We start from the raw sequence: 23,397 nt of genomic DNA on the forward strand, positions 1-23,397 counted from the left end.
TGAGGTCGACCTTGATGGCTGGTGGGATGACGTGCTTCGAGCACTGAACCATTAGGGCGCTGCTGGTCGCCTCGGCTCACACGACGATCGGGAGGACGATGGATGCGTTGTTCGTAGGACACGATTGGGCAGAGGATCATCACGACGTTCACCTGCAGGACCGCGAGGGTCGGCAGCTCGCGCAGGTGCGACTAGCTGACGGGGTCGAAGGGATCGCCAGGTTCCATGCCCTGATCGCCGAGCACGCCCAGGACCCGGCCAGCGTGGTGATCGCGACAGAGACCGACCGGGGCCTGTTCGTCGCCGCGCTGGTGGCTGCCGGCTACCGGGTGTTCGCGGTGAACCCGGTCTCGACCGCCGCCTACCGGACACGGCACTCGACCTCGGGTGCGAAGTCCGACCCCGGGGACGCCAAGGTGCTAGCCGACCTGGCCCGCACCGATGTGCGCAACCACCGGCCCGTGGCCGGCGACAGCGAGCTCGCCGTCGCGGTCAAGGTGCTCGCACGGGCCCATCAGGGGCTGGTGTGGACCCGTCAGCGGCAGGCCAACCAGCTGCGCTCGACGTTGCGGGAGTTCTACCCCGCTGCACTCGAAGCGTTCGACGATCTGGCGTCGGGTGACGCGCTGGCGCTCTTGGCGGTTGCGTCGACGCCTGAGCAGGGCCGGCGGCTGTCACGATCCAAGATCGCCGCGGCACTCCGGCGTGGGGGCCGGCAACGCAACATCGACCGGCGCACCATCGAGATCCAGACCGCCCTGCGCGCCGAGCATCTCCACGCCCCCGCCATCGTCGCCGACACGATGGGCGAGGTGGTGTCCTCGCTGGTCGCGGTCATCGCCACGATCCAGACCCAGATCAGCCAGCTCGAACAGCAGTTGAACGAACGTTTTGAGGCGCACCCGGACGCCAAGATCATCCGTTCCCTGCCAGGACTGGGGATGATCCTCGGCGCCCGGGTGCTCGCAGAGTTCGGCGATGACCCGAACCGCTACGACACCGCGAAGTCTCGCAAGAACTACGCCGGCACGTCACCGATCACCAAAGCCTCCGGCAAACACCACGTCGTGCTCGCCCGCTACGCCCGCAACAAACGCCTGGCTGACGCCTGCTACCAGTGGGCCTTCTCCGCCATCACCGCCAGCCCCGGCGCACGCGCCTTCTACGACCAACGCCGCGCCGCGGGCGACACCCACCACCGCGCCCTGCGCGCCCTCGGCAACCGGCTCGTGGGCATCCTCCACGGCTGCCTACGCCACCACACCCTCTACGACGAACACATCGCCTGGGCACACCGGCTCACCCTGGCTGCTTGACACCTACGACCGTGGGATATCTAGCCGGCGGTCGGGACACCGCCGGTCCGGGTCTCCTCCGTCCGCCGTCCTCCCGTCCACCGCCGCGACGGCGTCGAATTCCCTCGCCTGCTCGCTGCCATCGTCGGACCCGATCGTGACCACCACCGTCGTCCTGTTCACCCGCGACCTGCGGGTGACCGACCACCCGGCGCTCGCCGCCGCCGCGGCCGAGGCCGACCGCGTCGTGCCGCTGTTCGTGCTCGACACCGGCATCCTGGCCTCGCGCTACGCCGCGCCCAACCGGATCGGCTACCTCGTCGAGGCGCTCACCGACCTGCGGGCCCGGCTGCGCGAGCGCGGTGGCGACCTCGTCGTCCGGCGCGGCGACACCCTCGCCGAGGTCGTCGAGGTCTGTCGCGTCACCGGCGCCGACCGCGTCCGCCTGTCGGCCGACCACAGCGCCCACGCCCGACGCCGGGTCGCGGGCCTGCAGGCACGTGGTGCCGAGCACGGGTTCAGCGTCTCCCAGCATCCGGGCGTCACGGTGGTGGCGCCCGAGGCGGTCCGCCCCACCGGCGGCGACCACTTCCGCGTGTTCACGCCGTACTGGCGCCGATGGGAGGCACAGCGCCGCCGGCCACTGCTCGCACCGCCCGACGAGGTGGTGCTGCCGGACGCGGTCGTGCCCGGTGACCTCCCGGCCTGGCACGCGCTGGTCGAGGGCGAGCGCTCGCCCGAGGTCCTGACCGGCGGCGAGACCGCGGCCCGCGAGCGCCTCGACGCCTGGTTCGAGGCGAACGAGGTGGCCGGCTACGCCTACACCCGGGACCGGCTGGCGGCGCACACGTCCCGGCTCTCCGCGGACCTGCACTTCGGCTGCCTGTCGCCGGCGGAGATCGACGCGCGGGTCGACCGTCGCCGCACCGGCCACGAGTCGTTCGTCCGCCAGCTGTGCTGGCGCGAGTTCAACACCCAGCTGCTGGCCGCCAACCCGGACCTGCCGTACGCCGAGCTGCGCGGCCGCGGTGACCGTTGGCGCGTCGACGAGGAGGCGTTCGCCGCCTGGCAGGCCGGGGAGACCGGCTATCCGGTGGTCGACGCCGGCATGCGGCAACTGCGCCGCGAGGGGTGGATGCACAACCGGGTGCGGCTGCTGACCGCGTCGTTCCTGACCAAGCACCTCTACGTCGACTGGCGGCTCGGTGCCTGGCACTTCATGGACTGGCTGGTCGACGGCGACCTCGCCAACAACTTCGCGCAGTGGCAGTGGGTGGCCGGGACGGGCACCGACTCGCGCCCCAACCGCATGTTCAACCCGGTCACGCAGGGGCAGCGCTTCGATCCTGACGGGGGCTACGTGCGGGCTCACGTGCCCGAGCTGGCCGACCTGCCCGGCGGCGCGGTGCACGAACCGTGGGCCGCGCGGGACACGCTGTTCGCCGGTGTGGACGACGGCTACCCCGCCCCACTGGTCGACCACGCCGAGGCCCGCGAGCGGTTCCTGAGCGCGCGCGGACGGTGACCCCGCCCGCGTGCGGACAGGTGGCATCCGGTGACCTAGCGTGCCCCGCAGACAGACGTCGAGACGGAGGAGGGACCCCATGGGCGAGCTCGAGACCCTGCCGGAGGACTGGGACCGGGCGCTGGCCATCGTGGCCCATCCCGACGACATGGAGTGGGGCGCCGCCAGCGCCGTGGCCCGCTGGACCGCGCAGGGCAAGGACGTGCGCTACCTGCTGGTCACGCGAGGCGAGGCCGGCATCGCGACCATCCCACCCGACGAGGCCGCGCCGCTGCGCGAACGCGAGCAGCGCGCCAGCTGCGACGAGATCGGGGTCGAGGTGCTCGAGTTCCTCGACCACCCCGACGGGCTCGTGGTCGCCGACCTCGTCCTGCGCCGGGACCTCGCCGCGGCGATCCGTCGCCACCGCCCCGACGTGCTGATCGGCATCAGCTACCGCGACTCGTGGGGCGGGACCAGCTGGAACCACGTCGATCACCGGGCGGTCGGCGTGGCGATGCTCGACGCCGCGCGCGACGCCGCCAACCCCTGGGTGTTCCCGGAGGAGGGCGAGCCGTGCGACCCGGTCGAGTTCGTCGCGTTCTCGGGTTCGACCGCACCGACCCACGTGGTCGACGTCAGCGACCACCTCGAGGCCGGCATCGCGTCCCTGCGCCACCACGAGGTGTACCTGCGCGAGCTCGGCGACGAGGGAGGGCAGGACACGATCCTGCAGTTGCGCTCCTGGGCACGGCAGGCCGGGAAGCAGGCCGGCGTGGACGCGGCCGTGGTCTTCGAGCTGCGCACGCCCTGAGGGCGGTCCGGCGGGACACCGTGCGGCTGCGGGCACCGGCCCCGTGCTCGCTAGCCTGACGCGCCGTCGCGTCGCTGCGACGTCCGCCGTGCCTGGAGGCCATCGTGCAGCTCACCGACCGTTCCGTCGCCCTCGTCACCGGAGGTGCCTCCGGCCTCGGCAACGCCACCGCCCGGGCCCTGCACGCCAAGGGTGCGCACGTGCTGCTGCTCGACCTGCCCAGTGCCGACGGGGACGCCGCCGCCGAGCAGGTGGGGGAGCGGGCACGGTTCGTCCCCACCGACGTGACCGACCCCGACGCGGTGTCCGAGGCGATCGCCCAGGCCAGCGAGGTCGGGGAGTTGCGGGTGGCGGTCAACTGCGCCGGTGTGGGCTGGGCGTCGCGCGTGCTGGGCAAGCAGGGCCCCCACGACCTCGAGCTGTTCCGCAAGGTCGTCGAGGTCAACCTGATCGGCACGTTCAACGTCCTGCGCCTGGCCGCCCAGGCGATGGCGTACAACGAGCCCGACGACGGCGACCGCGGCGTGATCGTCAACACCGCCTCCATCGCCGCCTTCGACGGCCAGATCGGTCAGGCCGCCTACAGCGCCTCCAAGGGCGGGGTCGCCGGGCTGACCCTGCCGGTCGCGCGGGACCTGGCCCGCCACCAGATCCGGGTCTGCACCATCGCGCCGGGCACCTTCGACACGCCGATGCTGGCCGGCCTGCCCGCGGAGGCGCGCACCGCGCTGGCCGAGGACATCCCGCACCCGCACCGCCTCGGACGCCCCGACGAGTTCGGCCTGCTGGCCAGCCAGATCGTCGAGAACTCCTATCTCAACGGCGAGGTGATCCGGCTCGACGGGTCACTGCGCATGGCGCCGCGTTGAGGACGGACGGCGAGCAGTACGCTCGCCCGGGACGCACGACAGGCGGTCGAAAGGACGCGCGTGGACGAGCGAGCCGGTGAGCTGCGGGACCGCGACGGTCGGGACCGTTCCGGTCGGGACGCCGACGGCCGGGAGCACGGCGAGCGGCTGAGTGCCCTCGACGCGGTGTTCCTGTCGATGGAGGCGCCCGACCGGCACATGCACGGTGGCAGCCTGATGGTCTTCGACCGTCCGACCGGTCCGGACGGCCCGGAGGACTTCGACCACACCCGGTTCCTGCGGCTGGTGCGTGCCCGACTGTCCCTGGTGCCCCGCTACCGGCAGAAGCTCGCCGCTCCGCCGCTGCCGGTGGGCAATCCGGTGTGGGTGGACGACGAGCACTTCGACCTCTCCTACCACGTGCGTCACGCCGCGCTGCCGCGGCCGGGCTCGATCCAGCAGTTGAGCGAGTACTGCGCCCGCATCCTGTCGCGTCCGCTGGACCGTGACCGCCCGCTGTGGGAGCTCTACGTCATCGAGGGGCTCGAGGACGGTCGGTTCGCCGTGCTCAACAAGACCCACCACGCGATGGTCGACGGGCGTTCGGGCATCGACCTGACCAGCGTGCTGCTGGACACCGAGCCCGACGTGGCGCCGCAGTTGCCGTCGCCGTCGCCGTGGTCGCCGGCGCCCACCCCCGGCGCCGGGCAGTTGCTGCGCGACGCCGCCCGCGACGCGTTGCGCAACCCGGCCGCCCTGGTGACCGCGGGTGGCCGGCTGGTCGCCGCACCGACGACCACGCTGCGGCGGGCGATGTCGCTGGGTCGCGTGGCCGCCTCGATGACGCGTGCGACGCTCGTGCACGGCGCGCCGCGCAGCCTGCTCAACCAGCCGCCCGGTCCCCACCGGCGCTTCGCCATCCAGCGCATCGCGCTCGAGGAGGCCAAGCGGGTCAAGGACACGTTCGGCACGACCGTCAACGACGTGGTGCTGGCGGCCGTCGCCGACGCCACGGGCCGCTACCTGCGTGGCCACGGGGCGGTGACCGACCGCCTGTGGTTGCGCGCCATGGTGCCGGTGAGCACCCGCGCCGGATCCGAGCAACACGCGTTGGGCAACCGGGTCGTGTCGGTGTTCGTCGACCTGCCGGTGTTCGAGCAGGACCCGATCGAGCGGTTGCGCATCTGCCACGAGGCGATGGCCGGCGTCCGCTCGACCCACCATGCCGTCGGCGCCGACTTCCTGATCGGGTTGGGGGAGTTCGCACCGCCGACGCTGCACGCGATGGCCGCCCGGGCGGCCGTGCACAGCCGGTTGTTCAACTTCCTGGTCACCAACGTCCCGGGTCCGCAGCAACCGGTGTACTGCCTCGGCGCCCGACTGATCGGGTCGTTCCCGTTCACGCCGTTGACCGCGACCCAGTCGTACGCGGTCGGACTGACCTCGACCGACGGCTGGCTCAACTTCGGCTTCACGGCCGACTACGACACGCTGCCCGACATCGAGCGGGTCACCGGGTACCTGCGCGACGCCTTCGACGACCTCTGCCGGTGCGCGGACGCCGTGACCGCCACCGCCCGCGACCGCTGACGTCCCGGCGAGGTCGAGGAGACGACGTGAGCGACGACGTGCGTGACGACGTGTTCGACGACGTGGTCCTGTCCGTGCGACGCCTGCACCCGGACGCGGTCGTGCCCACCTACGCCCATGCCGGTGACGCGGGGCTCGACCTCAGCAGCACCGAGGAGGTCGTCGTCGCCCCCGGCGCGCGGGCCGCGGTGCCGACGGGACTGGCGCTCGCGATCCCGCCGGGGTGGGTCGGTCTCGTCCATCCGCGCTCGGGACTCGCGCGTCGCCACGGGCTGACGGTGGCCAATGCGCCCGGGACGATCGACGCCGGCTACCGCGGCGAGGTACTGGTGCTGCTGGTCAACCTGGGCGCCGAGCCGGTCACCCTCGCCCGGGGCGAGCGGGTCGCGCAACTGTTGCTCCAGCGGGTCGGACGTGCGTTGGTACGGGAGGTCGATGCGTTGGACGACACGGCGCGTGGAGCGGGTGGTTTCGGGTCCTCGGGGCGGGGCGTCGGCGCCGGCTGAGCGCACCCGGCTGCGCCGTTTTGCTCCGCGCGGCCGGGCCGGTTACCTTTCCCAACCGCACGCGGATGTAGCTCAGTTGGCTAGAGCGCCACCTTGCCAAGGTGGAGGTCGCGAGTTCGAATCTCGTCATCCGCTCCACGACACGAGCGACGGCCGCCCTTCCGGGGGTGGCCGTCGCTCGTTCTCGTCGTGTCGACCGGTGTGCGTCGGCCCGCAGCGGCTGCGTCCGACCGCGGTGCACCCTTTCGTCTTCGGCCCCCGGGAGGTCGGCGGAGGGCTCGTCGGTCGGCTGGCGACCCGTGACTACGAGTGGTACGTCAACGGTGTGCACCGGCCAGCGGACAAGCCGGACAAGCGGCCGACCCGCCGAAGGGGGCGGCTCACCGTGCCGGCCGCGGTCGCCATCTCCGGGGCGGCCATCGCCCCGTCGATGGGGAAGATGACGCGTCCCTCGCTGCGGTTCCTGCTGGCCCTGGCCAACCTGCGTCTCGGCGTCTGGTTGCCCAACCCCTCGAACGTCGCGGCCGTGGTCGCGTCGGGCGTTCCGTCCGAGCCCGGGCGCGCAGACGGGGGTCCGTACCGGCCGAACCTGGTGCCACGCGGGGCGACGACGCGGCGCGGTCGTCTGAAGCGGCGGTGGCTGCACTGGCACCGCCGCCATCCGCGGATCGTCGACTGGTGCAGCGCCCCGGGGGTGCCGAGGCCCTTCGCCCTGCTGCGGGAGGTTGCCGGGTCGCACGGCAAGGACCGTCGGTTCCTGTACGTGACCGACGGTGGCCACGACGACAACCTCGGCCTGGTGGAACTGCTGCGCCGCGGGTGCACCGAGATCTACTGCCTGGACGCGTCGGGGGACCACCCGGGGCGTTCGCCGCCGCGCTGGGGGAGTCGCTGGCCGCGGCACGCGTCGACCCCGGGGTGGACGTCGACCTCGACCCCGGCGAGATGCTCGAGCCGCGGTCGGATCCCGACGCGCCGGTCCGGTTCCGCCGCCCCTACCAGCTCGGGGAGTATCGGTTCCGCGACGCACCCGGGACGACGGGACGCCTGGTGTACCTGCGCCCGGCGTTGGTCGACGACCTCCCCTGGGACGTGCGGGCCTACGCCGCCAAGGACAAGGTGTTCCCGGCCAACCCGACGACGAGCCAGCTCTACACCGGTGAGCGCTTCGAGGCGTACCGGGTGCTCGGGCGGCACGCCGCCACGAAGGCGATCGAAGCGGCGATCGAAGCGGAGGAGGAGGACCGGAAGCGTCGGGGAGCCGTGGCGAGCCCGGCGGCCGACCAGGACGCGGGACGCGCCGTCGATCAGGACGCGGGTCGCGCCGTCGACTCGTCGCGCCCGGGTCGAACGCGTCGCGTCCGGGTTCCGCGGCGCCGCGTCGGGCAGAACGTCGCAGCCTCCGGTGGTCGCTGGATCCGCCACGCGTAGCGTTCTCGCCAGCGCCTATCAGCGCTCTTGCGGGTTGTCCAGTGGCTCGGTACGGTCGTCTGGTCGGGTGTCAAGCAACGGGACCTGGCGTCTACCGACTTCGACGACAGGCGCCCACCGTGCTGATCCCCTCTTCCTCCTCTCCACCGCCGACGGCGGCGGATCTCGACGCGCTCGAGCTGACCGGCTGCGTCGTCTGTGGTGACGACTCCGCGGTCGGGACGGTGTGTTCCCGCAGCTGCGCGGCGGCGGCGCAGCACCAGATCGCCGCCAACGTGGCCGAGCTGCACCGCCTCCCGCGCAACTCGGCGTCGCGCTCCCGGCGGCAGTTCCTCACCGCCCGCAACGGACGGCTGACCGACGCGATGCTGGCCTGGCGCCCGGACGTCGCCCCCGGCAGTGAACAGGCCGCCTCGGCGCAGTTCGCCGAGAAGTGACGCTCGGCCCGTAGCGGGCATGGGCGCGAACGGGTCGCCGCGGTCCGGACTGGTTGCGGAACCGACGCTCGCGTGGGGCCGTCCTCGGGCGCGGATGGCTACCGGCCTGCCCGGACGGCCCCGCCCGGGCGCGGTGCGGCGGGCCTAGGCTCGGTGCATCTCTCAGCGACTTCGAGGAGGCACCGATGCGAGTGCAGGGTCTGACCGACGCCGACATCGAGACCGTGGGCGGGACGGCGACCAGCCCGACCGCCGACGTCCAGGACGGCGACGCCACCGACGTCCAGGACGGCGACACGGGCGACGCCGACGGTGCCGACGCCGACGGCAGCGACGGTGACGCGACCGACACGGCCGACGGTGACGCCACCGACGGTGCGGACGCCGACGGGACCGACGCCTGACATGACGACCAGCACCTCGTCCCTGGCGCGCCTGGTCGGGGATGCTCGGGCCTTCCTGGACGACGTGTTCGGGAAGGCCCCGTTGCACATTCCGGCCGGCGCCCCCGACGTCTTCGACGACCTGTTGGGGCTCGACCACGTCGACGACATCGTCGCCACCGCGGGGTTGCGCGCCCCCTCGTTCCGGCTGGTGAAGGACGGGGCCACGGTGCCGTCCTCCCGCGTCACCCGGCGCGTGCGGATCGGATCGCGCCCGGTCGACGACCTCGCCGACGTCGCCGCCGTGCACGCGGCCTTCGCCGACGGCGCCAGCGTGGTGCTGCAGGGCCTGCACCGCTCGTGGCGACCCGTCGCCGAGCTGTGCCGCGCCCTCGAGGCCGAGCTCACCCACCCGGTGCAGGCCAACGCCTACCTCACGCCACCGGTGGCACAGGGCCTGCACCTGCACGAGGACCCGCACGACGTGTTCGCGGTCCAGACCCACGGTGTCAAGCGCTGGGTCGTGCACCCGCCCGGGCAGGACGAGCCGTGGGACCTCGAGCTCAAGCCCGGTGACGTGCTCTACCTGCCGGCGGGCACCCGACACGCCGCGCAGACCGTCGAGCTGCCGTCCCTGCACCTGACGATCGGTGTGCGGACGATGCGGTGGTCGACGCTGGCCCGCCGGGTGTTCGACCGGGCGTTGACCGAGGTGGATCTCGACGCCACGGTGCCGGCCGGGTGGGCGAACGAGCCCACGGCCCACCGCGAGCAGCTCGCCGCCGGTCTCGAGGCGCTGGCGGACGCCCTGCGTGCCGGGGACGCCGAGGCCGCCCTGACCGACGCGGCCGAGGACTTCTGGACCAACCGCGTCCCGGATCGGCGCGGTGGCCTCCGGGACCTGCTCGCACTGGACGAACTCGACGACCTCACGCCGCTGCGCGTGCGTGCGGGCACCGGTGCCCGGGTGGTCGCGGCGGCCGACGCGGTCGAGTTGGTCCTGGCCGACCGCCGACTGCGGCTGCCGGCCGCTCTGTCCGACACGCTGGGCCGGATCGTCGCGCAGGACCGGCTCCGGCCGGTCGATCTCGACGACCAGCTCGACGAGGGCAGCCGCTTGGTGCTCTGTCGTCGGCTGGTACGGGAGGGGCTGCTCACGCTCGACCGGGGAGCCGAGGACCGGGCGTGACCGGGCGTTGCGCCATGGGCTCGCGCGCCCGCGGGGAGCGGCCGTTGGGCACCGCCTCACGGGCACGACGGTGGCTGCTGCTCGAGCAACCCGGCCCGTGGGGCCGCGACGCGGTCGCGGAGTCCGACCTGCCGCCGTCGGTGGCCGCCCACCTGGAGGCGGTGGCGCGCGAGCTGCCGGCCCGGGTCCTGCTGCTGCGGCGTCCGGGCGGGGAGCGGCCGTTGGGCACGGAACGCCGGCTGTACGCGGGCGTCACGACAGCGCACGGCAGCTGGCTCGAGGCGCTCGAGCTCGACCACGTCGACGACGTGCTCGACCTCGACCTGCAGGGGCTGCGCGAGGGCACCACGGTCGGGGGCGTGCGGGTGATCGATCCGCTCTACCTCGTGTGCACCAACGGCAAGCACGACCCCTGCTGCGCCAAGTTCGGCCTGCCCGTCGCGCAGGAGCTCGCCGAGGTGGTGGGGCAGCGGGTCTGGGAGTGCTCGCACGTGGGCGGTGACCGGTTCGCCGGCAACCTCGTGTGCCTGCCCGACGGGCTGTTCTACGGGCAGCTCGACCCCGCCAGCGCCCGGACCGTCGTGGCGGCCCACGAGGGTGGACGCATCGAGCTGCGCCACTTCCGGGGTCGTTCCTGCCACGCCTTCCCGGTCCAGGCGGCCGAGGTGCTGGTACGGGAGCGGCTCGACGTGCAGGGCACGGACGCGATCGAGGTGGTGGACGTCGAGCGGCAGGGCGACCGGCACGTCGTGCGGTTCCTCGAACCGGGTGGCGGGCGGCTGCGCGCCGAGCTGGTGACCGCACACGACACCGAGCCGGTGCCGCTCACCTGCCACGGCGGGCCGGCCCGGGCGCCACGCTACGAGCTCGTCGACCTGCGGTCCGAGTGACGACGCACGGTGAGTCGAACGGATGTTCGATAGGCTGGGCCGCATGAGCGACTTCGCCTGGCAGAGCTCACTGTTGGGGGCCTGTGCCCCGAGCGTGGACGAGGACTTCGACGCCCTCGTGCGCACCGAGCTGTCCGCCGGGGCCTGGGTCGACCACCTGCCGGGATGGTTGCAGGGGGCCGACGAGGTGTTCGCCACGGCACTGCAGGAGCTGCCGTGGGGGCAGCGCACCCAGCGGCTCCACGGGCAGGATCTGCTGCAACCGCGGCTGACGGCCAGCATCCCGGTCGCCGACCCGCCGGCGGGGCTCGAGATCCTGCCCCGGATCGGACGACTGCTCGACGCACGCTACGGCCGACACTTCGAGCGGGTGGGCGCGAACCTCTACCGCGACGGGCGCGACTCGGTGGCCTGGCACGGCGACCGCATCGCCCGCGACCTGCCGCAGGCAGTGATCGCCATCGTCTCGCTCGGCGAGCCGCGGACCTTTCGGCTCCGGCCGCGCGACGGGGGCGCCAGCATCGGGTTCTCGCTCGGTGCCGGGGACCTGCTGGTGATGGGCGGCAGCTGTCAGCGGACCTGGCAACACACGGTCCCCAAGGTCGCCAGCGCCGGGCCCCGGATCAGTCTGACCTACCGTCACGCCTACCCGTGACCGCGGTGGTCGTCGGCGTCGTCGCCGCGGCACGCTCCCGGCGGGTACGCGCCTGGCCCTCGCGGAATCCCGCCCAGGCCCAGCTCACCACGAGGGTGAGCAGGGCGTAGCCGGCGGCGATCCATCCGCTGCGTCCGGAGAAGGGCAGGAACGGAAGGGCGACGATGGCGAAGCGGGAGATCACGAACGCGTCCAGCGCCTTGCGTCCGATGCGGGCGACGGCGCGTCGGACGCCGGCGAACCAGCCGCGGTCGGTGACGAACTGCACGACGGCGTACAGCAGGGCGACGCCGCCCAGCGACACCAGGATCCGCAGCGGCCCCATGGCGCCCTTGCCGTAGAGCGCGAAACGCAACTCCTCCTCGACGACGCCGCCCGGCGTGACCGGCACGTCCATCACGAGCAGCCGCGCGAAGGCGATCAGCGCGCCGGTGACCAGCGCGACGACGGCGACGGTGCGCCGGTCGGTGAGCCAGCGGCGCAGCTCCCAGCGTTCCCAGCGCCAGCCGAGCAGCATCCCGACGAAGAACAGCGCCTGCCAGCCGCCCCACGACCAGAAGCCACGAACCCCCGGCGCCTCCGGCAGCGTGAAGGGGACCGGTGCGAGCCACGCGGCGACGTACACGCCGGCGACGATCGCCGCGACCGTCCACAGGCGCTCGGCCCGGAACAGCGGCAGCAGGGCCGCGACGAGCAGCATCAGCACGATGTAGACACTCAGGATGCCGAAGTACTGCGGATTGAGCTGCAGGGTGGCGGCCGCCGTCAGCGCGCCGTCCCAGCCGCCGTAGCGCGCCACGTCCGTCCACGCCGCGGCGGTCGCCACCTGCTGCGCGACGAGCAGGGCGATGACGAGCGGTACGACGTGGGCGACGTAGAGCAGGCCGGCCCGCCGCAGGGAGGCCTCTTCCACGGTGCGCAGCGGCACGGTCGCAGCCCGGCGCTGATGCACGAGCCCGAGCACGATGCCCGAGATCAGGAAGAACCCCGACGCCCCGTCGAACAGCGAGGTCGTGCCGGCCTTGACCACCCGGTCCGGCACGGAGCCGGGCGCGAGGTGGGCGAGCGTCATGGACACCAGGCACAGTCCACGGATCAGGTCGAGGGTCACGTCGCGGCCCGCGGCAACCATGGGTCCCCCTGCTGATCCCCGACTCGGCCGGACGGCACGCGTCGAGCGGCACGCTACGCAGGTACGCGCACGGTGGCTCGTGTCCGGCAGGCCGGGGCCACCCCGTCGTCCGCAGGGGGCGCGACGTCGGATCGTCGCGGGCCGTGGTCGCCGACCTCCGTACGGTCACGTCGTACCCGGTCGACGTCACCGCGAGACGCCCGGCGGACGACGGTGGCGCGGGTCCCGCCGTCGGCCGGTGACCGCTTCGCTGGCGTGCGCGACCGACCGACCGACCGATGGCGGCGGCGCTGGCGCCCGTGGACGGACGGTGCGCGACGTCCCGCCGAGCAGGAGAACCCCGTGGCCGTGCTCCCGACCGGCTTCCGAGCGCTGGCCTTCCTCCGGGGCGCGCGGGCGTTCCACCCCCGCGGACTGGTGTTCGCCGCCCGTTGGGAGCCGACCCCGCAGGCCGGGCAGCTGCTGCGCGGCTCGCCGCTGCTCGCGGCGAGCCGCCCGGCGATCGTCCGGCTCTCCCGGGGTGTCGGCCTGCCGGTGGGTGCCCCCGATCTGCTCGGTCTCGCGGTCAAGCTGCCCGACACGTACGGCGCCGGTCGCGACCAGGACCTGCTGTTGACGTCGACGGGCGCCGGGCCGGTGGGCCGACACGTGCTGCGTCCCGCCCGGGCCCTGACGACGAGCTACTCGACGCTGTTGCCCTACGAACTGCCGCACCTCGGGCGACGCACGTTGGTGGCCCACGCGGCCGCAGGCGAACCGCGGCGCACCTACGCCGAGGTCGCCGACGGCGCTGCACCGCCAGCGTTCGTCGTGGCCATCGCCGGCGGCCCGGTGCTGGCCCGGGTGCGGGTGACGCCGGACCCTCGCCCGACGGACGACGGCACGGTCGACTTCGACCCCTGGCACACCGGCCGCGACCTGGTACCGGTCGGACTCGTCAACCGTCTGCGTCGCCCGACCTACGGCGCCAGCCGCGCCGGCCGACGCCGCCGGGCCGCCCGGCGCGCCTGAGCCCGACCCTCCGCCCGGAGGCGCCGACCACCGCGATGCCGGCGAGGGCACACCTCGGTGCCGGAGCGTGTCGTGCGCGGCGGGGGTGGGTAGGCTGCGGTTAGTGATCGTTCACTTTCGGGAGGGAGACGTTCGCGTGAGTACCGACGAACGCGCACGGGTGGAGCACCAGCTCGAGGCACTGTTCGCCTCGCACCCGCCGGCGGACACGCCGGAGCAGGAGTTCTGGGGCGCCCAGTTCGACCACGGCCTGGCCTGGGTGCAGTTCCCCGAGGGGCTGGGCGGACTCGGGGTCGGCCCCCGCTGGCAGTCCGAGATCAATCGTCGCATCGAGGCCGCCGGCGGCTCGGTCGCCAACCGCTACCGCAACATCCTGGGCATCGGGATGGGCGCCGGCACGCTGATCGCGCACGGCACCGAGGAGCAGCAGCGCCGCTGGCTGCGCCCGATGTTCACCACCGAGGAGGTCTGGTGCCAGCTGTTCTCCGAGCCGGGCGCCGGCTCGGACCTGGCGGCCCTGTCGACGACCGCGGTCCGCGAGGGCGACACCTGGGTGGTCAACGGGCAGAAGGTGTGGAACACCCTGGCGCACCTCGCCAAGTGGGGTCTGCTGGTGACCCGCACCGATCCGGACGTGCCCAAGCACGCCGGGTTGACCTACTTCGTGGTCGACATGGAGGCGCCCGGCGTCGACGTGCGCCCGCTGTACCAGATCACCGGTGAGGCGGAGTTCAACGAGGTCTACTTCGACGACGCCCATGTGCCCGACGAGTTCCGCATCGGCGAGGTCGGGGAGGGCTGGTCGGTCGCGATGACCACGCTGATGAACGAGCGGGTCGCCATCGGCGGCAACGTCGCGCCGCGCGGCAGCGGCGCCATCGCCCACGCGGTCGCGGCCTGGGAGCGCACCGACCGCGACGACCCGGTCGCCCGCGACCAGCTGCTGGCCTACTGGATCGAGGCCGAGGCACTGCGTCTGACGGCGATCCGTGCCGGCGAGGCCGCCAAGCGCGGCACCCCCGGACCGGAGGGCTCCACCGCCAAGCTGCACTGGGCGGACCTCAACAAGGCGATCACCTCGTTCGCCATCGACCTGCTCGGCCCCGACGGCATGACCTACCCGGCCGGCTACGAGTTCGTCCGTCCGGAGCTGACCTCCTCGCGCACCGAGGACGTCCACAAGGCCTACCTGCGCTCGCGGGCCAACTCGATCGAGGGCGGGACGAGCGAGATCATGAAGAACATCCTCGGCGAACGGGTGCTCGGTCTGCCCGGTGAGCCACGGGTCGACAAGAACGTCGCCTGGCGCGACGTGCCGCGCAGCTGACGCGAGGGAGACGGACATGACCACGGACACCCAGCGTCCCGCGACGGCGGTGACCTTCGTCGAGACCGACGAACAACGGCAGTTGCGCGAGATGCTGCGCGACTTCCTCGGCGCGCGCGCCACCTCCGAGCGCGTCCGCGAGGTGATGCAGACCGACACCGCCCTCGACGACGCGGCCTGGAAGGAGTTGGGCGAGTACGGCCTGCTCGGCCTGACGATCGCGGAGGAGCACGGTGGCGCGGGCTCGAGCTTCGTCGAGCTGGCCATCGTGATCGAGGAGGCCGGCAAGCGGCTGCTGCCCGCGCCGCTGCTGTCGAGTGCGGTGCTGGGCACCACCGCCCTGCAGGTCGGCGCCTCCGCCGAGCAACAGGCCCGGTGGTTGCCCGACGTCGCCACCGGTGCCAGCCGACTCGCTCTGGCCCACCTCGACGAGCGCGGGCGCATGACCGCCGACCCGGGCGTGACCGCCACCCGCGACGGCGACGGTTGGGTGCTCGAGGGCGCCGCCGGCTACGTCGTCGACGGTCACACCGCCGACCTCCTGGTGACGGCCGCGACCAGCGAGGACGGACTGCAGCTGTTCGTCGTGCCCGCCGAGGCGGCCGGGCTCGCCCGGGAGTCGCTGCCGACGCTGGACCTGACCCGGCCGTTGGCGAGCATCCGCTACGACGGGGTACGCGTGCCCGAGGACGACCGACTGGCCGGTGAGGCGGTGACCGCACTGCACGACGCGGTCGCGGCCGGGATCGTCGCGATCGCCTGTGAGCAGGTCGGCGGCGCGCAGCAGGTGCTGCACCTGACCACCGGCTACGCCCGCGAGCGCATCCAGTTCGGTCGCGCCATCGGGTCGTTCCAGTCGGTCAAGCACCGGCTCGCCGAGGACCTCGTGAAGCTCGAGGCCGCCCGTTCGGCCGCGCTGCACGCCGCGCGCGCCGTGGCCGCCGGCGACCGCGAGGAGATCGCGATCGCCGCGCCGCTGGCCAAGGCACTGTGCAGCGAGGTGTACGAGGCGATCGCCGCCGACGGCATCCAGCTGCACGGCGGCATCGGGTTCACCTGGGAGCACGACGCGCACCTGTACTTCAAGCGGGCCAAGGCGACCAAGCTGCTGCTCGGCGACCCGCACCTGCACCGCCGGCTGCTCGGCGACGTGCTCGGACTGTGAGCGTCCCGGCCGGTGATCCGACCCCGGCGGCCGCCGTCCCCGCGACCTCGCGGGGGCGGCGGCGTCGCGAGGCCGTCCTCGACGCGGCCGAGCAGCTGTTCCTCGAGCACGGCTTCCACGGCACGAGTGTCGACGACCTCGGTGCCGCCGCCGGCATCTCCGGCCCGGGCCTGTACCGCCACTTCGCGTCCAAGGACGCGCTGCTGATGGCGGTGCTCGACCGGATCTGGGGCCAGTTGCGACCCGCGATCGACCGGGCGGCGACCCAACCGCCCGACGAGGCGTTGGACACCCTGCTCGACGCCCAGCTCGAACTCGCCCTCGGCCAGCCCTCGGCGCTGGTGCTGCTGGTGCGCGAGCTGCGTCACCTGCCCGAGGACTACCGGCGGCTGGCCGACCGCAACCACCGTCGCTACCTCGACGCGTGGGTGGACGCCCTGCGCCGCCGTGCCCCGGCGCTCGACGACGCCGAGGCCCGCGGGACCGTGATGGCCGTGCACGGCCTGATCGACTCGGTGGCACTCAACCCGCAGGCTCGCCACCTGCCGCAGCGACGTGACTGGCTGCACGGTCTGGCCACCGCCGTGCTCGCCCGCGCGACCGGCCACTGACCCGACCGGCGGGACCGGCACGTGTCGGGCAGGATGGCTCGTGTCCGCCGCCTCCCGACCCGAGAGGGCCCGATGCCGAAGGCCTACTGGATCAACACGGTCCGCAGCGTCCGTGACACCGACCGGTTGCGCGCCTACGCGGAGCTCGCCGGCCCCGCGATCGCGGCCTTCGACGGCCGGTTCCTCGCCCGTGGCATGCCGGCGGCGGTGTACGAGGCGGCCGCGGACGAGCGCACGGTCGTCATCGAGTTCCCGGCGGTCGAACGTGCCGTGGCGTGCTACGAGAGCGCCGACTACCAGGCGGCGCTCGAGGCGTTGGGCGACGGCGCGGTGCGCGACATCCGGATCGTCGAGGGGCTCGCCTGACCTGGCCGCCCTGGTCTGGTCGGCCTACCGGTGGTCGACGGCACGGCCCCCCGGTGGGGTCGCCGACGCCGGTGCCCGCCTAGGCTCGCCGACATGACTGCACACGATGACGCCACCACCGCCGCCCTCGCCGACCTGCAGGCCCGTGCCACGGCCTGGATCGCGGGTGACCCCGACGAGACCACCCGCGCCGAGCTGCAGTCGCTGGTGGACGCCGGCGACGAGGCCGAGCTGCAGGAACGGGTCGGCGTGCCGCTGGAGTTCGGCACCGCCGGACTGCGCGGCGTCGTCGGCGCCGGCACCAACCGCATGAACCGGGCGGTGGTGCGCCGGACCAGCCGTGGGCTGGCCGACCATCTGCTCGCCACGGTGCCCGACGCGGCCCAACGGGGCGTGGTCGTGGGCTTCGACGCCCGGCTCGACTCGGAGACCTTCGCCCGTGACGCCGTGGCGGTGTTCGCCGGCGCGGGCCTGCAGGTGCGGTGGTTCCCCTCGCCGCGTCCGACCCCGCTGGTCGCCTACGCACAGAAGGTCCTCGACGCGGCGGCAGCAGTGGTGATCACGGCCAGTCACAACCCGCCCGAGTACAACGGCTACAAGGTCTACGCCGAGGGCGCCGCGCAGATCGTGCCGCCCGCCGACGCGGCCATCGCGGCCGCCATCGAGGCCGTCGGCCCCGCGAAGGACCTCCCGCTCGCCGACCCGCTGGCCAGCGAACTCGTCGCGCCGGTGCCGGCGTCGGTGGTGGACCGCTACCTCGACGAGCTCGCGGCGGCGCGTCCGGACACGCCGGGGCCCGACCTGACACTGGTCTACACGCCGTTGCACGGGGTCGGCGGCGAACTGGTGCAGCGGGCGATGGCCGCGGCCGGGTTCGACGACCTGCACGTGGTGCCCTCGCAGGCCGAGCCCGACGGCCGCTTCCCGACCGTGCGCTTCCCGAATCCCGAGGAGCCGGGCGCGATGGACGCCGCGGTCGAGCTGGCCCGCGAGGTCGACGCGGACCTGGTGATCGCCAACGACCCCGATGCCGACCGGCTGGCCGCCGCGGTCCCCGACGGTGCCGGCGGCTACCGGCTGTTGACCGGCAACCAGATCGGCGTGCTGCTCACCGATCACCTGCTGTCCGGGACCGACGCCGACCGCCCGCTGGTGGTGGCCTCGATCGTGTCCACCCCGATGTTCCGCGACGTCGCCGCCGCCCACGGCGCCCACGCCGAGTTCACCCTGACCGGGTTCAAGTGGATCTGCGCGGCGGCGCGTGACCTCGAGCGGGCCGACGGGCGCTCGTTCGTCTACGGCTTCGAGGAGGCGCTCGGCTCGTCGGTGGGCACGGTCGTGCGTGACAAGGACGGCATCGGTGCCGCGGTCGCGTTCGCCGGCCTGGCCCGGTCGCTGGCGGCCGAGGGCCGCACCGTCGCCGACCGACTCGAGGAGCTGTACCGGCGCCACGGCCTGTGGGTCAGCCACCAGCACTCGATCACCCGCCCCGGCACCGCCGGGCTGGCCGAGATCGCCCAGGCCATGGCGTCGTTGGCCGAGCGGGTCCCCGAGGAGCTGGCCGGCCAACAGGTGCTGTCGACCCTCGACTACCGCGTCGGCGCCGAGCAGCGTCCACCGTGGCTCGAGGCGCACGACATGGTCGCGATCGAGCTCACCGACGGTCGTGCGCTGATCCGCCCGTCGGGGACCGAACCGAAGCTCAAGATCTACGTCGACCTGCGCGGCGAGCTGCGGCAGGACGACGACCTCGAGGCGCGCTCGACCGAGTTGCTCGCACGCGCCGACGCCGTCGCCAGGGACCTCGCCTCCTTCGTCGGCTTGGGGTAGAACGGGAACCTCCCGCCGCATCCGCACCCGCGGTGACACCGCACCCGCACGCGTCCGCCACCACGCCAACAGGAGCTGCCACATGCCGATCGCAACGCCCGAGGTCTACGAGGAGATGCTCGACCGCGCCAAGCGGGGCGCCTTCGCCTACCCGGCGATCAACGTCACCTCGTCGCAGACGCTGAACGCGGCCCTCGCCGGCCTCGCCGAGGCCGAGAGCGACGGGATCGTGCAGGTGTCCACCGGTGGGGCCGCCTACTGGTCGGGACCGACCAAGAAGCACATGGTGACCGGCGCGGTCGCGTTCGCCGAGTACGCCAAGGTCGTCGCCGAGCAGTACCCGGTCAACGTCGCGCTGCACACCGACCACTGCCCCAAGGACAAGCTCGACGACTTCATGCGTCCGCTCGCGGACCTGTCGCGCCAGCGGGTCGAGCGGGGCGAGGCGCCGCTGTTCAACTCGCACATGTGGGACGGCTCGGCGGTCGAGCTCGAGGAGAACCTGTCGATCGCGGCCGAGCTGCACGAGCTGTGCCGGTCGGGCCGGACGATCATGGAGATGGAGATCGGCGTCGTCGGCGGTGAGGAGGACGGCATCGTCGGGGAGATGAGCGAGAAGCTGTACTCGACGCCGGGTGACGCCATGCGTGTCGCGGAGACGCTGGGCACCGGGGACGAGGGCCGTTACCTGCTGGCCGCCACCTTCGGCAACGTCCACGGCGTCTACAAGCCCGGGCACGTGCAGCTGCGTCCATCGATCCTCAAGGACCTGCAGGACGCGGTCGCCGGCTCGTCGGAGCGCAAGCAGCCGTTCGACCTGGTCTTCCACGGCGGCTCGGGCTCGACGGTCGAGGAGATCCACGAGGCGCTCGACCACGGCGTGGTCAAGATGAACATCGACACCGACACGCAGTACGCGTTCACGCGCCCGGTCGTCGAGCACATGTTCCGCAACTACGACGGCGTGCTCAAGGTCGACGGCGAGGTCGGCAACAAGAAGGTCTACGACCCGCGCTCGTGGGGCAAGGCGGCCGAGGAGGGCATGGCGCAGCGGGTCGTCGAGGCCTGCCAGATGCTGCGTTCGGCCGGTACGAAGCTGCGCTGACCTGCGCGTGCAGCCCCTGCCGGAGGAACGTTTCGAACAGCTCGTCGGGGAGGCCCTCGACGAGGTCCCCGACGAGCTGTTCGCGCAGTTCGACAACGTGGTGGTCCTGGTCGAGGACCGCCACGAGGACGAGCCGGACCTGCTCGGGATCTACGAGGGCATCCCGCTCACCGAACGCGACGAGTACGCCGGTGCGATGCCGGACGTGATCCGCATCTTCCGGCTCGCGCTGTGTGACGTGTGCGAGGACGAGGACCACCTCGTCGACGAGATCTACGTGACCGTCGTGCACGAGTTCGCCCACCACCTCGGCATCGACGACGACCGGCTCCACGAGCTCGGCTGGGCCTGAGTCCGACACGGCGGTCGCGGCGCCGGACGCCGAGCGGGTTCCCGGCGATCACGACGCGGCCGCCCATGGCCGGCGGTCGACTGCCGTACGCTGGCGTCCCCTTCTTCGAGGTCGCGGTCACCTGTGAACGACATCGGCGTCCAGCTCGGGCTGGTCGCGTTCCTCATCGTGCTCAATGCGGCGTTCGCGGGTTCGGAGATCGCGTTGATCTCCCTGCGGGAAGGCCAGCTGGCGCGCCTCGAGCAGCGTTCGACGGCCGGTCGGGCACTCGCGCAGTTGGCGCGGGAACCGAACCGGTTCCTGTCCACGATCCAGATCGGGATCACGCTCGCCGGGTTCCTGGCGTCCGCGACCGCAGCGGTGGCGCTGGCCGAACCGCTGGTCGAGCCCCTGTCCTTCCTCGGAGGAGCGGCCCGCCCCGCGGCGATCCTCACGATCACGCTCGGCCTGACGTTCGTGACCCTGGTCTTCGGTGAGCTGGCGCCGAAGCGTCTGGCGATGCAACGGGCCGAGAGTTGGGGTCTGCTGGCGGCTCGGCCACTGATGCTGGTGTCGAAGGTCGTGGCGCCGGCGATCTGGCTGCTCTCGCTCGCCACCGACCTCACGGTCCGGTTGTTCCGGGGCGATCCGGACGTGGACCGTCAGGCCGTCACCAGCGAGGAGATCCGCGATCTGGTCGCGGCGCAGACGTCCTACACCGACCAGCAGCGTCAAATCATCGACGGTGCGCTCGAGGTCGCGGACCGCACCTTGCGGCAGATCGTCGTGCCGCGCTCGCGGGTGGTCGCCCTCGCGGCGGACACGCCGGTCGAGCAGGCGCTGCGACGGCTGGCCGCTGCCGGTCACAGTCGAGCACCGGTGTTCACCGACGAACTGGACGACGCGGACAGGACCGTGTCGGTGCTGGGGCTGGTGGGGCGGGCCGGTCTCGTCGGCGACCATGCCCGGCCGGCGACCGCCCTGCCCGAGTCGCTCAACGCCGTCGTGGCACTGCGGGAGCTGCAGTCCGCGCGGCAGCAGTTGGCCCTGGTCGTGTCCGAGCACGGTGGGGTGGAGGGGATCATCACCGTGGAGGACCTGGTCGAGGAGCTCGTCGGCGAGATCTACGACGAGCACGACCGCGACGTGCAGACGGTGGTCCGGGAGGCGGGCGGGGCCATGGTGGTGCCGGGAAGCTTCCCCGTGCACGACCTCGAGGACCTCGGGGTGCCGGTCGAGGTGGACGACGGTGAGGCCATCACGATCGGCGGACTGGTCGTCGAACAGCTCGGTCGGATACCCGTGGCCGGCGACCGGATCGCGCTGGCCGGCCGCGGCTTCGAGGTGCTCTCCGTACGGCGACGCATCGCCGAACGGGTCCGGATCGAGGCGCCGCCGCACGCATCACCCTCGACGGCGCCCACGACCCCACCCAGCGAGTGACCGCGCGTCGCTCGAGCCGTCAGCCGACCAGCACGGGAGCCCGGCGCGTGGACCACGGGTGGGCGCGCTCGAGGTCACCGGCCAGCGCGAGCAGCGTGGCCTCGTCGGCGTACGGCGCCGAGAACTGCACGCCGACCGGCCATCCCTCGGGCGAGGTGCCCATCGGCAGGCTGATCGCCGGGTTGCCGGTCACGTTCGCGAGCGCCGTGAACGGCGCCACGGTGAAGATGGCGTCGTACCAGCCCTGCGCACCCAACGACGGGTCGTCGCCACGCAGTTCGCCGATGGCGACGTTCGGGACGGCTGCGGTCGGCGTCAACAGCAGGTCGTAGTCCTGGTGGAACGCGGCCATGCCACGCGTGACGGTGTTGAACACCCGCTCGACCGCGTAGAGGTCGAGGGCCGACAGCGAGGCGCCGTACTCCGCGCAGGCCAGCGTCGTCGCCTCGACCGTGTCGGGCCCGGGCGTGACGCCCAACGCCGCGGCGACACCGGCGAGACCGTCCGCGAGGAAGCTGCACCACACCTTGAGGTTGGCGTCGTCGAACGCTTCGGCATCCAGCGCGGGAGCCGCCTCCTCGACGTGGTGCCCCAACTGCTCGAGCGCGGCAGCGACGTCGCGCACGGCCTGGGAGCAGGCCGGGTCGACGGCACGGCCCTCCCGGAGAAGCGGCCCACACAACGGCGCGGTGCTGACGGCGATGCGCAGCGGGCGGCTGCCGGCCTCGGCCAGGCGGCGGTAGGGGGCCGGTGGGTCGGGCAGCAGGTGGCCGTCACCGGGGGCGGCGCCGTGGACCGCGTCGAACAGTCCGGCGCTGTCACGCACGGTGCGGGTGAGCGCGAACTCGACGCCCAGACCGAACAGCGGGTCGGCGTAGTCGGGTCCGGGGCTGACCCGTCCGCGGGAGGGCTTGAGGCCGACGAGTCCGCTGAACGCCGCCGGGATGCGGATCGAGCCGCCGCCGTCGTTGGCGTGGGCGACCGGCACGACGCCGGCGGCGACCAGGGCGGCCGAGCCGCCGCTGGACCCACCGGGGGAGCGCTGCGGGTCCCACGGGTTGCGGGTCGGGCCGTGGAACACCGGTTCGGTGACCGTGCTGAACCCGAACTCCGGGGCGGCGCTGACGCCGATGGTCGCCAGGCCGGCGGCACGGAACCGCCGCATCAGCTCCGAGTCGTACGGGAACGGGACGCCAGGTCCGAGCAGCCGCGAGCCCATGTGGTGCGGCACGCCCTCGGCGTGCAGGACCAGGTCCTTGACGACGAACGGCACGCCCGCGAAGGGGCCGTCCTCCGCATGCGCCAGCGGGGTGTCGAACGGTCCCTCGACCACGGCGTTGAGCGTCGGCTCGACCGCGTCGAGGACGGTCCGGGCCGCGGTGGCGGCCTCACCGGCGCTGACCTGGCCGGTGCGGATCAGCTCGGCCAACTCGGTCGCGTCAGCTCGCGTGTACTCGTCGACGTCCATGCTCGGTTCCTCCCTCGCCCGCTTCGACCACCCGCTCCCGAGGTGGACCGGGGGAACGGTACGGAC

The 23,397-nt window shown here is 73.0% G+C and carries 23 protein-coding genes and 1 tRNA gene; 22 read left to right on the top strand and 2 right to left on the bottom strand.

Annotated elements, in window-relative coordinates; all coding sequences use genetic code 11:
• Positions 1-98: 98 nt before the first annotated feature.
• The 13 genes from ELR47_RS07280 to ELR47_RS07340 all read left to right on the top strand — a co-directional run bounded on the left by ELR47_RS07280 (position 99) and on the right by ELR47_RS07340 (position 11,542).
• A complete protein-coding gene (locus ELR47_RS07280) occupies positions 99-1,316 on the top strand; it encodes an IS110 family RNA-guided transposase (protein ID WP_130649292.1) in 1,218 nt (405 codons plus the stop codon).
• 136 nt (positions 1,317-1,452) lie between these two features.
• Positions 1,453-2,820 carry a cryptochrome/photolyase family protein gene (locus tag ELR47_RS07285; protein ID WP_130649293.1) on the top strand — a complete coding sequence of 456 codons (1,368 nt, stop codon included), beginning with the start codon at positions 1,453-1,455 and terminating at the stop codon, positions 2,818-2,820.
• Between the two features lie 79 nt (positions 2,821-2,899).
• Positions 2,900-3,613, top strand: coding sequence for a PIG-L deacetylase family protein (locus tag ELR47_RS07290; RefSeq protein ID WP_130649294.1), 714 nt, complete (start codon positions 2,900-2,902; stop codon positions 3,611-3,613).
• A gap of 104 nt (positions 3,614-3,717) precedes the next feature.
• Positions 3,718-4,482, top strand: a complete 765-nt coding sequence (locus tag ELR47_RS07295) for a 3-hydroxyacyl-CoA dehydrogenase (RefSeq protein ID WP_130649295.1) — start codon at positions 3,718-3,720, stop codon at positions 4,480-4,482.
• Between the two features lie 60 nt (positions 4,483-4,542).
• Entirely contained in the window at positions 4,543-6,051 is a 1,509-nt protein-coding gene (locus ELR47_RS07300) for a WS/DGAT/MGAT family O-acyltransferase (protein ID WP_130649296.1), read from the top strand.
• 26 nt (positions 6,052-6,077) lie between these two features.
• Entirely contained in the window at positions 6,078-6,557 is a 480-nt protein-coding gene (gene dut, locus ELR47_RS07305; protein WP_205745501.1) for a dUTP diphosphatase, read from the top strand.
• A gap of 61 nt (positions 6,558-6,618) precedes the next feature.
• Positions 6,619-6,695: transfer RNA gene (locus ELR47_RS07310), tRNA-Gly, on the top strand.
• Positions 6,696-7,376: 681 nt separating this feature from the next.
• A complete protein-coding gene (locus ELR47_RS07315) occupies positions 7,377-7,988 on the top strand; it encodes a hypothetical protein (protein WP_130649297.1) in 612 nt (203 codons plus the stop codon).
• 119 nt (positions 7,989-8,107) lie between these two features.
• Entirely contained in the window at positions 8,108-8,425 is a 318-nt protein-coding gene (locus ELR47_RS07320; RefSeq protein ID WP_130649298.1) for a hypothetical protein, read from the top strand.
• Positions 8,426-8,610: 185 nt separating this feature from the next.
• Entirely contained in the window at positions 8,611-8,829 is a 219-nt protein-coding gene (locus tag ELR47_RS07325; protein ID WP_130649299.1) for a hypothetical protein, read from the top strand.
• Position 8,830: 1 nt separating this feature from the next.
• Positions 8,831-9,997 carry a cupin domain-containing protein gene (locus tag ELR47_RS07330; RefSeq protein ID WP_130649300.1) on the top strand — a complete coding sequence of 389 codons (1,167 nt, stop codon included), beginning with the start codon at positions 8,831-8,833 and terminating at the stop codon, positions 9,995-9,997.
• Entirely contained in the window at positions 9,994-10,887 is an 894-nt protein-coding gene (locus ELR47_RS07335; protein ID WP_130649301.1) for a sucrase ferredoxin, read from the top strand. The genes ELR47_RS07330 and ELR47_RS07335 overlap by 4 nt, the downstream gene beginning before the upstream one ends.
• Positions 10,888-10,909: 22 nt before the next feature.
• Positions 10,910-11,542 (top strand): alpha-ketoglutarate-dependent dioxygenase AlkB, encoded by a 633-nt coding sequence (locus tag ELR47_RS07340; protein WP_205745502.1) that lies wholly within the window; start codon positions 10,910-10,912, stop codon positions 11,540-11,542.
• Here the strand turns inward: ELR47_RS07340 and opgC are convergent.
• Entirely contained in the window at positions 11,511-12,674 is a 1,164-nt protein-coding gene (gene opgC, locus ELR47_RS07345) for an OpgC domain-containing protein (RefSeq protein WP_130649302.1), read from the bottom strand. The genes ELR47_RS07340 and opgC overlap by 32 nt on opposite strands.
• Positions 12,675-13,016: 342 nt before the next feature.
• On the opposite strand from opgC, the gene ELR47_RS07350 reads away from it, so the two are divergent.
• From ELR47_RS07350 to ELR47_RS07390, 9 genes are all read left to right on the top strand, one after another.
• A complete protein-coding gene (locus tag ELR47_RS07350) occupies positions 13,017-13,685 on the top strand; it encodes a catalase family protein (protein WP_130649303.1) in 669 nt (222 codons plus the stop codon).
• Between the two features lie 136 nt (positions 13,686-13,821).
• On the top strand, positions 13,822-15,012 hold the full coding sequence (locus ELR47_RS07355; RefSeq protein ID WP_130649304.1) for an acyl-CoA dehydrogenase family protein: 1,191 nt from the start codon (positions 13,822-13,824) through the stop codon (positions 15,010-15,012).
• 16 nt (positions 15,013-15,028) lie between these two features.
• Complete coding sequence (locus tag ELR47_RS07360; RefSeq protein WP_130649305.1) at positions 15,029-16,177, top strand: acyl-CoA dehydrogenase family protein; 1,149 nt, start codon at positions 15,029-15,031, stop codon at positions 16,175-16,177.
• Positions 16,174-16,788 (top strand): TetR/AcrR family transcriptional regulator, encoded by a 615-nt coding sequence (locus tag ELR47_RS07365; RefSeq protein WP_165403909.1) that lies wholly within the window; start codon positions 16,174-16,176, stop codon positions 16,786-16,788. Before ELR47_RS07360 ends, ELR47_RS07365 begins: the two co-directional genes overlap by 4 nt.
• 72 nt (positions 16,789-16,860) lie before the next feature.
• A complete protein-coding gene (locus tag ELR47_RS07370; RefSeq protein ID WP_130649307.1) occupies positions 16,861-17,154 on the top strand; it encodes a DUF1330 domain-containing protein in 294 nt (97 codons plus the stop codon).
• A gap of 93 nt (positions 17,155-17,247) precedes the next feature.
• Positions 17,248-18,984: a phospho-sugar mutase gene (locus tag ELR47_RS07375; protein ID WP_130649308.1), complete on the top strand. Its 1,737-nt coding sequence runs from the start codon at positions 17,248-17,250 to the stop codon at positions 18,982-18,984.
• Positions 18,985-19,066: 82 nt separating this feature from the next.
• Complete coding sequence (gene fbaA / locus ELR47_RS07380) at positions 19,067-20,089, top strand: class II fructose-bisphosphate aldolase (RefSeq protein ID WP_130649309.1); 1,023 nt, start codon at positions 19,067-19,069, stop codon at positions 20,087-20,089.
• A 7-nt stretch (positions 20,090-20,096) separates the two neighbouring features.
• Positions 20,097-20,441, top strand: coding sequence for a metallopeptidase family protein (locus ELR47_RS07385; RefSeq protein WP_205745503.1), 345 nt, complete (start codon positions 20,097-20,099; stop codon positions 20,439-20,441).
• A 123-nt stretch (positions 20,442-20,564) separates the two neighbouring features.
• Positions 20,565-21,863: a hemolysin family protein gene (locus ELR47_RS07390; RefSeq protein ID WP_205745504.1), complete on the top strand. Its 1,299-nt coding sequence runs from the start codon at positions 20,565-20,567 to the stop codon at positions 21,861-21,863.
• Positions 21,864-21,882: 19 nt separating this feature from the next.
• Here ELR47_RS07390 and ELR47_RS07395 read toward each other — a convergent pair whose 3' ends face one another.
• The gene (locus ELR47_RS07395; RefSeq protein WP_130649311.1) at positions 21,883-23,331 is read right to left on the bottom strand and encodes an amidase; all 1,449 of its coding nucleotides are present in this window, start codon (positions 23,329-23,331) and stop codon (positions 21,883-21,885) included.
• Positions 23,332-23,397 lie beyond the last annotated feature (66 nt).

This window comes from Egicoccus halophilus (assembly GCF_004300825.1).
Taxonomy (GTDB): Bacteria; Actinomycetota; Nitriliruptoria; order Nitriliruptorales; family Nitriliruptoraceae; genus Egicoccus; species Egicoccus halophilus.